Here is a 12019-nt window from a genome sequence, read left to right on the forward strand (position 1 = left end):
CAATCCTGATTGTCAGGCAAGAGACCCCACCCAATTCATCCGATGCCCATTCCGTATCCGACAAAACCCGCACCGTTCCGTCATTCGTGGTGGGTCACCGACACGCTCCTCGCTGGACCTTATCCTGGAGACGTCGATGAATCGACGGCAGAACGTAACCTGAAGTCGATTCTCGACCGAGGTGTCACCGTGTTCGTCAACCTCCAGGAACCCACCGAAACCGGGATGGGGAATGAGCCTTTTCCAGACTACCGTCCGGTGGTGCGTCGATTGAATCACGGATCGGAATCCGAGCCCATCTTCCATCGGTTTCCGATTCGGGATATGGGCGTGCCCTCGGCCGAGACCGTTGGTGAAGCCCTCGATCGGATCGATGAGGCTCACGGAGCGGGCCGGGGCGTCTACATCCATTGCTGGGGAGGGCACGGGCGCACCGGGACGATCGTCGGTTGCTGGATGGTTCGGCACGGACTGAGTGCGGAGCAGGCACTCGCGAGGATCATTGAATTGCGCCGCCACGATGACTACCTGCGCTGGATGGAGTCACCCCAGACGCGGGCGCAGGCCAATGTCATCCGGTCCTGGCCCCCACCGTAGAGTCCCTGACCGGGAACCGTTCCCGGTCGAACCGGTTCCCCGAGAGCCTCTGCGGACTCCGGGGTTTGTAACGTATTATGTTACAAGCGGCGCAGCGGGGCTTCCCCGGGGAGCGGTGTTCAGGGAGATGAGGGGGATCCGGGTTGGGGGGCGAGCCTTTCCCAGTCGAGGAATTGGACCTGATCGAGTGTCGAGGGACCGTCATCGAAGAAGATGACCGCCCGGAGTCCGTCTGTGTGATAGACTCCGCCGCTCGGGGTCGGACGGGGATTTTCCATTGTCGCGGCATCAACTCCTTTGATGAATCCAATCCGACTCGCGAACTGCGAGTAGATCGTATCCTGGACGATGTCGTTGCGAACGGCATCCACGTTCGGGTCGATGGGTGCCTGGACACCACCGTCCCGGTTCTTTCGGAAGCGACCTCCCAGAGGCATGCTGGCCTGGGCGATCCAGACGGGAATCCCCCGATACCGGATCTCGGTCAGCCAGAGCCGGATCTGGTGGGGTTGTGACGGGTTCCAGCGTTCCTGCTTGGTCACGGCCGAGTCCTGGACGCGTCCGAGGGCATACAGGGGAGCAAGATCCGAACGTTGGTATCGCCTGCGAATCAGGCCGCTGACCGCCGGCTCGAGGTCGCCGACCAGGATCAGATTCAAGGGCTCGCCGGGATTCCCATCCTTGTCGGTTGCATGTGTCGGGAGTTGCTCGAGCAATTCGCGCAGGTCGGCGTCATTGCCGGCGTCAACCGTTCCGGCCGCCTCGGACTGTTGGATCAGTTCTTCAATGGAACGATCGGCCGGTATTGAAACGATGGGCGGAAGAACGAGGAAATAGGAACCGGCCCAGTTATCGCTGAGCAGATCAACCGTCACGAACCGGGCTCCGGATTGGAGATTGGTGAAGACAAAGCCCGATTCGCTCGAGTGCGGCATAATCGTATATTCCAGCCCCGATCGTTCGATAGCCTCGTCGATTCTGGTTTTGGATTCTCTATTGAATTCGCTGTAGAACCGGAAACTCACTTCGAGAGGCGAGAAGTACTCGGGATCCACACCGGTGGGCAGAAAAACAACCCTTCGATCTGTCCTGTTTTCAATTTCGAACCAGATGGGTTGAATCCCACTTGCGAGGACATCGACCCCGAAGATTGCCCTGGAGTCCGCGGAATCGATCAAAGCTGCGGATACGCGGATTCCTTCGTCCTCGGTGCTCCTGGCCCGATTCTTGAGGACCGTAGAATCGAAAGGCGCGGGTGTCTCGAAGGGGATTGTCGTGCAACCTGCGATGAAGGTCGCCAGGATCGCGAGGACCGCGGTGATGATGAGTTGTCTTGAGGGATTCAAGCCATCGGAACGAACCCACGGCGCTTCGCGGCAGGTTGTCCCGGCCCGGGAAAACGCGGGACCGGTCGGTGGCGTGATTGGAGTCATCATGGCGCGGAGTCGACGATGGGCGTCGCGCTGGAGGACGGGGCGCTCCAATCCTCAACAAAGGAGATGTCGTCGAGAGCATAGGGCCGGGAATCGAAGAACATGACGGAGCGTCGGCCGTCCGAGCAGAAAGGATCGCCCACCAGATTGAATCGTGGATTTGCCCGATCCACCGGACCAACGCCGGGCGCAAATCCGATCATCTTCATCGCCTGGGAGTAGGCGAGGTCTTCCACGAGGTAACGCCTGGCCTCGTCGACATCCGGATCGATGACGTGGGTGGTGATGGTCGGGGACTTGAGCGTCAGCTTCACACCAATGTCCCGACTGATCTGCCCGAGCCAGACAAGATCGCCGCGGAACCGGTAGGGGGTGAGCCAGAGCCTGAGGTGATTGCGCTCGTGAATGGTGCCACGCGCCTTCTGGAGGGCGATATCCTGTTTGCGGCCAAAGACGTAGAGCGAGCTCACTGGCGACGAGCGATACCGTGAACCCGTCAGGAACGACTTGGTGGTGCGGGAGATGGCGCTGAAGGACATGGTTTCCGTGCCGTACCAACCCCGTCGAATGAACGCTGAAAAGATGTTCAGGGAAGAGCCCACCACTACCAGGTTGAGGGGGTCGCCCTCGGCCGTGCCCTTCTTGTTCGAGGTGCAGGCGGGAAAACTTTCAATGGTCAGGCGAAGGGTTTCGAAGTCATCGATATCAACGATCTCGGCCGGATCGTAGAGAGTGTCGAACTCCACCTGCGTGAAGTCGCCCTTGAAGGTCGGATCCAGGGCGGCGAAGGTGAAGCTGCTCGATCGTGCTTCAGAGATGATGTCGACATCGACCGCCTTGAATCCTTCGTCGCGATTGACAATGATGTAGCCGGAATTCGTGCTCTTCGGAGGAATGGGGTTCCTGAATTGGAGTGCGGCGAACCGGGCCTCGATCTCGGCTCGTTCACCTGTGGAAGCGCGGGAACTGAATGGGAAAGCGGCTTCGGATGCCGAGTAGTAGTCGGGATCCAGTCCCGATGGCAGCAACCAGGCCAGGCTGTCACGGTCGTTGGTCACTTGAATCCAGACCGGCTGCATTTCTCGTTTCGCCAGGTCGACCCCGTAGATTTCCCTGGTTTCGGTCCGGGTCGGAACGGCAACGGCGACCGTCAGTTCATCTTTCGTGTCGGAAAGGATCCGTTCCAGAAACGGTAGGGGGGGCGACGACTCTGCCCAAGCCGGGAGCGGACAGATCATCAGGCTGCAAAGCAGGAAGATGCCCCATGAACGCAGCCAGACCGGCCCAAGATCGGTCATGACCGATTGATGTGACGGTTCAGGCATCTGGTTCGCGGATTGACTCCGTTGCAGTATGGAATCCAGCCAACGTCATGGCGCCCTTATCCGATACCGCGTTCTCCCGGTCTGCCGCAAACCCAATCGGTCGGCCGGGCCTGTCCCGGGGTGCAACGCCGGCTCTGGCAGCACGGCACTCCATCTCGAACCAGGCGGAGGCCGGTGCTTTGGGTTCAGCAATCGGCTCTGGGTACCCCGGGGCCTTCACATTCGGTCGACTTCGATGATCCGTCCGGATATGATCTTACGCATGATCCGGAGTAGGGTCGATTCGGGATCGTTGAAAACCAATCGTCCGGTCTATCCAGCCAGAGGTGAACACTATGAAAGCAGGCATCAAACCAATCGTGTTTCAGGCGGCTATTGGCTCTCTTCTTTTGTTTGTCTCCTGCAGACCGCCGGAAACTGACGTGCGCATCGTCGAAATCCTGTCGAACCAGGAGCTCGAAATCATCGACTACATGAATTGGGAGGTCCTGACGGTTGGAGAGGATCACCGATTGGCCGCCTGGTTGTCAGACTTCTCACTCCTGGGCGCCATGTCTGAAGACGGATCTGGGTTATTCCCGGTTCTGTATCGATCCGAGGACGGTGACAAAGTGGATCTCCGCATCGAGGGTGATCTCCTTTACGTCAATGGAAACGTCCGCTCGATCGTACTCTCCGGCGAAGAGAATCGGAACTTCGCCACCTGGTTTGCCTCGGTCGGCAGGGAGGACCTGCAATCGATCGACTTCGTTCAGGTCGATGAGGGAAATCTGGCACGCCATAGGCCCGAACTGGCTGCGATCGCGGAGGCGAGTCCCAATTGCTCCATTCTGGATCCGGATGAGGGATTCACTCAGACCTTCGGAGGCCGTTCGAAGCCTCTCCTGGTCGCTCCCGATGGGAATACGAAACTTGAAGGATTCGATCTCGGTGAAGTGAGGTTGCTGTTGATTGATGGCGGTTCGAGCTCTGCGGATCCCTCACCATTGATCGGACTGTCCCTTCCCAATCTGCACGGGGTCTATTTGAAGAATGGAAGCGGCGATTCCACGGTGAACCTGGAAGCCTTCCCGCAGATTCGGGCTCTGTCTGCATTTGGAAGCATTCCTGTTCTGACGGGACTCCCGGAGCTGAAGACACTGTTCCTCAATAGTGGCGACATGGCTGCGGTTCCGGATCTTAATGATCTGCCGCATCCCGAGCGTCTGCGCTATCTGGCGATTGCGGGAACTTGGGCCGAGGTGAAGGGGACGGATCGACTGACCGGACTCGAATACCTGAATCCAGGCACAATCTCCGAAACGGAACTGGAGGCTGTCCTGGTCGCGAACCCGAATCTGATCTTCCTCGACCTGATCTACGCTGAGCTGACCAGCCTGAAACCGTTGGCGATGGCGCCCCGGGTCGAAGGAATAGCCTTGGGAGATATCGACAGTGGTCTCGACCTGACGCCTCTTCGTGACCTGAAGCATCTCCGCTACATCGGATTGTCAGAGACAGCGCTGGATGATCCGGCGATTGTCGCGAAGGTGCGCGAGTCCTGTCCCGGCTGTGTGGTCTATGGTCAGGATACCTTCTGCCTGGGATCAGGCTGGCTCCTGCTCGCCCTTCCGGTCATGGCGTTGGCGATTCTGATCAAATGGGTGCGGGAGAAGAGGGTCTGATCGATGACGACTCTTCGGGAGCGGACGGTTTCCATTTCCTTTCTCGCCCTGTTGCCGACGGGGTTCGTCGTGCTCTTCGGATTCCTCGTTTTCCAGAACCGGACCCTCGCGTTCCTGAGCCTGGGACTCTTTCTGCTCCTTCTCTTCGGATGGATCCTGAGGAGTCCTCCCATTGAAATCGGTTCCACGCTTGGCCTGACCGGCTGCCGCTGGTATTGGATCGCTGGGGCGGCAGTCGGCGGGTTGCTCCTGGCTCTGCTTCAGAGGTGGGATCAGGGCGCCACGCTTTGCCCGAGGGGCCTCGGGTCGTTCGCTTTCGTGGCCATGCTGGTCGGGCTGACGGAGGAGCTGGTGTTTCGGGGACTTGTCTTCGGCCGTATCCAGAGTTCCGTGTCACCGGTTGTTGCCGTCGGGGTCTCCACAATCGCCCATACGCTGTACAAGGTGGCGATCTTCCTTCCTTTTGCCGCGATCGACCCGTTGTTCCTCGGGGGGTTGACCTTTGCGGTGGGGCTGATTCTGGGCGGTGCGCGAATGGCGACCCGCAGCATCTGGCCCTGCGTGGTCTTTCATGTCCTCTTTGATCTCTGGGTCTATGGAGATGGGCCTGCCCCATGGTGGGTATGGTAATCGAAAACATGAATACGTTGGTCGGGAAGCCCGTCTCTGCCCCGGAGCGCCTGGGTGTCCAGCTTCGCATTCTGGCCCGGACGTTCAAACTCGGTCTCGAAGTATCGGGAAGTCTCCTCAAAGCCTTGTCGGCGACACTTCGTCTGTGGCGGGAGCATACGCGTACATCCGGATGGGGTATCCCCTCGAATCTCTGTCGGGTGGATGGCAGGTACTTCCTGAATCTGAATACGCCCGGATTTCCGTCGATCGCATTTGATCGCATCCTCCGCCAGCGGGTTGCCGAGACGCTCGGACATTTCTCGATGTCGGGCCTCTTTGTGGCGTTTGTCGCCGTCACCAAAAAGTGCAGACTCAACTGCGAGCACTGCTTTGAATGGGAGGCGCTCGATCAGGCCGAGAGTCTGGGTGACGAAGATATCTTCTTCATCATCCAGAGAGTGATTGACCTCGGGGCCGGTCAGATCGTCCTGACCGGAGGAGAACCCCTGAACCGCTTTGCGACGCTCATCCGGATCCTGGATCTGTTTGGGGAGAGCGGGGTTGAATTCTGGATCAACACATCGGGCATGGGCCTTTCTGAGGAGCGGGCCATTGAGCTGAAGCGCCATGGGCTCACCGGCATCGTGGTGAGTCTCGATCATCACATCGAAAGCGAACATGACCGTTTTCGGGGTCGAAAGGGATGTTTCCGGGCGGCCGTCTTTGCCGCCGGGCTGGCTCAGGAAGGGGGATTGGTGACGGCTCTTTCGCTGTGTCCGACCAATGACTTCATCTCAACGGAAAACCTCGATGCGTATATGGATCTCGCCCGAGACCTGAAGGTGTCATTCGTGCGCATCGTCGAGCCCAAGCCGGTTGGCCGGTATGCGCAGTCTGAGGTCGCCCTGACCGGCGGGAAAAGACGATTGCTGGAGCTATTCAGTGAGCGCTTCGATGGGAATCGCCGGGAATTGCGAAGCTTCCCCGTCATCAACTACCCGGATTACTCGAAGAGACAAGAGGGATGTGTCGGCGGGAAGCGGTACCTTTATGTCGACACCGAAGGGAACGTGTCGCCCTGTCCGTTCTGCAAGGCCACCTCGGTTCGAATCGATCAGCTCGACCGGGCCAACCTGAGCGGGCGATTGACCTGTCCCGCCTAAAGGATCGAGGGAGCAAACAGGTAAAACGCTTCACCGGTTCGGCCTGCCACTCAATTGCTCGGGAGGCCCGACTGTATGATGGCGTTCGTCTCGCGAACCATCTCGTTGGTGGCGGTGGCGTCCTGGACGGTGACCTTGCTCCCGGTGGTTCCTTTTTCGATTTCCGACCTCCGGACACGGCGGGGGAGACGACTCCCTGTTTCCGGGGGGAGGGTGACCCATTCATCGTCGGCCGTGGCCGTTTTTTCGGAACCAGTCGTGGTACAACCGGCGAGAACCAGGCCGGTGATAAGGATCATGCGTAGAAGAACCAGACGGACGCCGGACGGTTTGAGCATGGTCGAGCTCTAGCAGTTGCCCTCCACCTGGCAATCCCGAAAGGGGAAGCAACTCCTGCCTCAAATCCTCCCGGAATGCGGAACTGTCCTTCAGGCGGATTTCCGCCGGGGTGGTCTTGACCGTTCAGGTGCCGGCGCTCCAGAGCGTCTTGGAGTTGGCGGGGAGAACGATGCGGTCCTTGTTGCGCGGGGCCTTGGTCGGGGGCTTGCCGGACTCGAGTTCCTGCTGGAATTCACGCAGGCTTTCTTCGTAGCGCCGGAGGGCGGCTTCCTGTTCCTGGAGTGACTTCACGTCCTCTTCGAAGGCGTTGCGTTCGATTTCCATCTTGTCCTGAGCCTCCCTGACCTTGCGCCAGGCGGCCCGGATCTTCGGGTGCTTTTCCGAGAGGTTCTCGACGGAAATCTCGATCGGACCGTCCTTGAGGGAGGTGCGTTCGAGTTCCTTGCGGAGCTTTTCGTTCTCCGAGCGGGTCTTCTTGAGATCCTCGACCAGTTTAAGGAATTCGGCGGGATCGCCCGCTTCGCCATTGGATCCGGTCATGCCGGATTTGGCGGCCTGGAGGGCGGCGATTTCGAGATTCAGCTCGTCCTTGCGTTCCTGAAGGCCGGCGCGTTCCTTGGCGTGGATGGCGACCATTTCCTCGCGCTGGCGCACCAGTTTCAGGCGGTCGGCCGCGAGGCGTTCGCGTTCCTCTTCAAATACGGTCTGCTCGGCCCGGAAGTTCTTGATCTGTTCCTGGACGAGATCCTGCTGCTTCTGGATTTCATCGAGACGGGCCTTCTCTTTATCGAGTTGGGCCATGCGTTCCCGCATGCTGCTGGAGGACGCCTCGAAGGCGGCACGCTCGGTCTCAAAGGCCTGGCGTGCCTTTTCAAAGGCATCCCGTTCCTTCTTTGCGCGGAGGAGGCTGTCCTCGAGTTCCCGTTTATGGGCCTTGACCTCCAGACGGGCGCGTTCGATCGATTCGCTTTCAAGATCGAGTTTTTCCGCCTGCATCTGAGCGGCGGTCATCAGGGACTCGGACTCGGATTCGACCTGAGCTTTCCGTGCGCTCAGTTCGTGGCGCTGGTCCTCGAGTTCGGCAGCGCGCTTTTCGATCTCCTGCACCCGCTGCTGATAGGTCGCTTCCTGTTCGGCGACGACCTTCTTGCGTTCTTCAAACTGTGCGACTTCCTCACGGAAGGCCTCAATCCGCTCCGCTTCTTTTGTGAGTTGTCCGGACTTCCTTTCCAGGTTGGCCGCCTGTTCATTCAAGCCGGCTTCCCGGGCCTCGAGCGAGGCGATCTGTGCGTTGAAGGATTCGCGCTCGGACTCCAGCGCGGCTCTGGCATTCTCCAGTTCGTCCTGACGGGCGGCCAGGGCCTCGACCTCGGCACCGATGCGGGCTTCCTCCCGTCGGACCTCCTCAAGACGCGGCTCGATCTCGGCCACTTCCTTTCGGGCCTGATCGACGCTGCGCTCCCGGGCTTCGAGATCCTTGTCCCATGACTTGAGTTCCGCCATGGCGGCATCGACCTCGACTTTCTCTTTCTTGAGGCCGGCGAGTTCCTGTTGTCCCCGTTGAAGCTCCTCCCTTTCGGCGGCGATGGCAGCGGCAGCCTCATCGGCCTGCCGGCGGTCGGCGGCGATGGCCGTGCGTTCGGCTTCGGCGGCGTTCCGGTCGGCCTCGTTCTGACGGGCGGATTCCTCGAGTTGGATCTCCTTTTCGTTGAGGGACGCGCGCAGGCGTTCAATGTCGGCCTGTTCTTCCTCGAGGGTGGCCTTCAGGGCCAGCACGGCGGCGGCTTCTGCTTCACGCTGGGCGAGTTCGGTCTCCTTGGCGTCGAGTTCAACCTTTCCAGCCTGAAGGGCGGCTTCGCGATGATCGAGGTCGGCCTGGATGCCGGCATAGGCCTCCTGGTCGGATTTCAGTTTCTCGGCGGCTGCTTCGATTTCGCCCTTGCGTTCATCCAGCTTGAAGGATCGTGCGGCGAGTTCCTTCTCGATCTTCTCGGTTTTGAGGGTCCGTGACCCGATATCGATGGCGCGCAGGTCGAGATCTTTCTCCCGACGGAGGGCTTCCTTGATCCGATCGTCGATTTCTTTGGCGCGGGGAAGGTTTTCTTCGACCATCTTCCGGTCGATTTCCATCTTCTTCTCCAGGTCCTTGAGTTCCCGCTTCTCCTGGTCGATCCGGGCGCGCTGTTCCGGGATGTCCTTGCTCTTCCGGGCGAGATCCTCCTCGCGTTTTTCAAGGGAGACGGAAAGCTTCTTCAGTTCCTCCTCGCGACGGATCGAGTCCTTGGAGGATTGTTCGAGGTGGGATTTCCACTCGGCGAGGCGCTTCTCTTCGAGTTCAACCTGGACGGTGCGCTGGCCGAGATTCTGCTCCTGCTCCTGGATCTGACGGAGGCGGGCGTCGATCTCTGTCAGGCTGCCATGGATACGCTCGAGCTCGGCCCGGTCGCGGGAGAGTTCTTCACGCATTCCGGAGACTTCCGTTCGCTCGGTCTGCAGGCCCGCCTTTTCCTCATCGATGGCGACACGCTCGCTCCGGGCGGCTTCCTCGGCGGATGCGACCTCGGCGGCCCGCTCATCGAGTTCGCTCATCCGTGAGGCGGCTTCGGCTTGGGATTCTTCGGATTCGATCCGGGCGACCTCGATTTCCTGGCGGATCGCGGCAAGCTTGGATTCCTCATCGGCGATCTCCGCTGTCCGTCGGTCGAGTTCGGCGCGAAGGGCATCGAGTTCCTGAAGCGCCTGAGCGGCCTCGGAGATTTCCTGCTCGCGGCTGTCGAGGTCGCGGGTGCGTGCCTGAAGTTGAGCCTGAGCGGTATCGATCTCGAGGATGGCGGCCTGATTGCGTTCCTCGATTTTGGCCCTTTGGGCCTGGAGGTCGCGAATGGCAGTTTCGAGACTTTCCCGCTCGGTCAATTGTTGATCGAGGACTTCCTTCTGCTGCTCCAGCTGTTTGAGTTGCTCTTTCAGGTTATGGGCCTGAGCGGCGAGTTCGTCGATCTTGCCACGCCAGCGATCTTCGGCGGAAACGATCGGATCGGCGCCGGCTGCCTGGGCGGCTTCGGGCTTCCGGTTGACGAGTTCACGGATCCTCCCAACGATGGTTCCGGCATCGACCGTGCGATCGATGACGTCGTTTATCCCGATCCGACGGACCTTGACCTTGGTCAGGAAGTCGAGTTCACCGGCGAGGAGAAGGAGGTGGACCTGGGGTTGGAGTTTCTTCAGTTCCGCGGCGAACTCGATCCCGGCCGGGGCGGGCATGGAGTTGTCGATGACGGCCAGGTCATAGACGTCGCTCTGGGCGGATTCGATGGCGGGTCCGGCGTCTTCAAAGAGGCTGCACCCATCGGCTTCCCCATTGAGGAGTCCGACGAGTGAATCCCGGAAATCGCGACTGGAGTGGAGAATTAGGATGCGACTGCTCAAAGTAGGAAGAGGAAGAAGTCTGGCGAACACGTCCGGGTGGGTACCCGGGTACTCTATTCTTCCTCGTCTGGCGGTCGGTCGGGGTTAACGGCAGAATCGGGTTTCACAGAACCTTTACCCGGATTTTCGGGAAAGGTGGCCGGGAGGGTCGGGAAGAGGCCCGAGATTCGAGGTCCGAGGCCGGTCCGGGCTGCCTTCGAAGGAGAGGCGCGGCTGCCGGAGGGGGGGCCACGAAGGGCAGGAAGGCTAAACGAAGGCTCTGGCGGTAGGAAGGTGGTGGAGAGGTCCGGGGAGCGGAAGTCGGCGGTCGAAAGGCCGGCCCAATCGCCGGACACCACGCTAGGGGGAGGATGACGTAACGGGTTCGTCTTTCTGTTCGGACCGGAGGCGCCAGATGCCGGCCAGGATGCTGCCGATGACCGAGTGCATGACGGCAGAGATGGCACAAGGGACCGGGGCGAGGGTGGCGGGAAAATGCCGCTGGGCGAGGACCACACCCAGCCCCGAATTCTGCATTCCAACCTCGATGGAAACCGTGCGGCGGATCCTTCGTTCGTAGCCGAAAACGCGGGCGAAGAGGTAGCCGATCCCGAACCCACCGGCGTGCAGAAGGAAGACCGCGAGGATGAGGCTGGCGCCGTGGACGCGAAGGGCCTCTGCATTCTGGCCGATGATGCTCCCGCAGATCAGGGCGATCATGAGGACGGCGATGAGTGGAGAAACGGGCAGGATCCGGTCGATCCGATGACCGAGGATTCTTCGAAGAATCAAGCCGGCGCAGACGGGGAGGAGAACGACCTGGACGGTGCTGCGGAAGAGGGCCCAGGCATCGACGGTGATGAGGGTGCCGACCAGCCACTTGGTCAGAAGAGGGGTCATGGCGATGGCGGCGAAGGTGGAGACCATGGTCATGAGGACGGACAGGGCGACGTTGGCCCGGGCGAGGTAGGTCACGACGTTGGAGGCGGTGCCCCCCGGGCAGCAGGAAACCAGGATGAGCCCGATCGCGAAGTCGGCGGGCAGATCAAGGAGAAGAGCCAGCGACCAGCCGAGGGCCGGCATGATCAGGTATTGGCCGGTGACCCCCATGGCGACGGGCAGGGGCATGCGGATCACTCGTGCAAAGTCATCGACGGTCAGGGTCAGTCCCATGCCAAGCATGATAACGGCAAGGCCCCAGACGATGGCCGGGCCTCGAAACCAGGTGAAGGCGGACGGTTCGAACAAAGCGATCAGACCGGCGAGGAGCACCCAGATGGGGAAGAGATTGGTCGCGATACGGAGCATTGGGGGAAAGCGAGCAAGGCTCGCGGAGATGGGAGATGGTAGATGGATTTCACACCCGCTTCGCTCAAGGAACCAAGGTAACGAAGGGCGTGGCTTTCGGGGTGATGTGGTGACGAGAGGGTGAGGAAAGGAGAGGTCAGGGGTAGACCAAGGAGGGCAGAGGAGGCTGGGGA

Annotated in this window: 9 protein-coding genes; 4 read left to right on the top strand and 5 right to left on the bottom strand. The window is 60.3% G+C overall.

The genetic code is table 11. The features are described from left to right. The first annotated feature begins 42 nt into the window (after positions 1-42). Complete coding sequence (locus tag R3F07_03680) at positions 43-597, top strand: hypothetical protein (protein ID MEZ5275465.1); 555 nt, start codon at positions 43-45, stop codon at positions 595-597. Between the two features lie 119 nt (positions 598-716). On the opposite strand, the gene R3F07_03685 is transcribed toward R3F07_03680, so the two are convergent. Both R3F07_03685 and R3F07_03690 read right to left on the bottom strand, forming a co-directional pair. Then, positions 717-2033 (bottom strand): LssY C-terminal domain-containing protein, encoded by a 1317-nt coding sequence (locus R3F07_03685; GenBank protein ID MEZ5275466.1) that lies wholly within the window; start codon positions 2031-2033, stop codon positions 717-719. Beyond that, entirely contained in the window at positions 2030-3355 is a 1326-nt protein-coding gene (locus tag R3F07_03690) for an LssY C-terminal domain-containing protein (GenBank protein MEZ5275467.1), read from the bottom strand. The genes R3F07_03685 and R3F07_03690 overlap by 4 nt, the downstream gene beginning before the upstream one ends. Before the next feature lie 422 nt (positions 3356-3777). Here R3F07_03690 and R3F07_03695 point away from each other — a divergent pair, with 422 nt between their 5' ends. The 3 genes from R3F07_03695 to R3F07_03705 are packed head-to-tail and all read left to right on the top strand — an operon-like array spanning position 3778 to position 6794. After that, positions 3778-5019 (top strand): hypothetical protein, encoded by a 1242-nt coding sequence (locus R3F07_03695; GenBank protein ID MEZ5275468.1) that lies wholly within the window; start codon positions 3778-3780, stop codon positions 5017-5019. A gap of 3 nt (positions 5020-5022) precedes the next feature. Beyond that, positions 5023-5649, top strand: coding sequence for a CPBP family intramembrane glutamic endopeptidase (locus tag R3F07_03700; protein MEZ5275469.1), 627 nt, complete (start codon positions 5023-5025; stop codon positions 5647-5649). 8 nt (positions 5650-5657) lie between these two features. Beyond that, positions 5658-6794, top strand: coding sequence for a radical SAM protein (locus tag R3F07_03705; GenBank protein ID MEZ5275470.1), 1137 nt, complete (start codon positions 5658-5660; stop codon positions 6792-6794). Positions 6795-6844: 50 nt separating this feature from the next. Here R3F07_03705 and R3F07_03710 read toward each other — a convergent pair whose 3' ends face one another. The 3 genes from R3F07_03710 to R3F07_03720 form a co-directional block, all read right to left on the bottom strand. Further along, positions 6845-7132, bottom strand: coding sequence for a hypothetical protein (locus R3F07_03710; protein ID MEZ5275471.1), 288 nt, complete (start codon positions 7130-7132; stop codon positions 6845-6847). Between the two features lie 124 nt (positions 7133-7256). Further along, positions 7257-10559 (bottom strand): response regulator, encoded by a 3303-nt coding sequence (locus R3F07_03715; GenBank protein ID MEZ5275472.1) that lies wholly within the window; start codon positions 10557-10559, stop codon positions 7257-7259. A 339-nt stretch (positions 10560-10898) separates the two neighbouring features. Further along, the gene (locus tag R3F07_03720; GenBank protein ID MEZ5275473.1) at positions 10899-11846 is read right to left on the bottom strand and encodes a bile acid:sodium symporter family protein; all 948 of its coding nucleotides are present in this window, start codon (positions 11844-11846) and stop codon (positions 10899-10901) included. Positions 11847-12019 lie beyond the last annotated feature (173 nt).

This window comes from Opitutaceae bacterium (assembly GCA_041395105.1).
Classification (GTDB): Bacteria; Verrucomicrobiota; Verrucomicrobiia; order Opitutales; family Opitutaceae; genus B12-G4.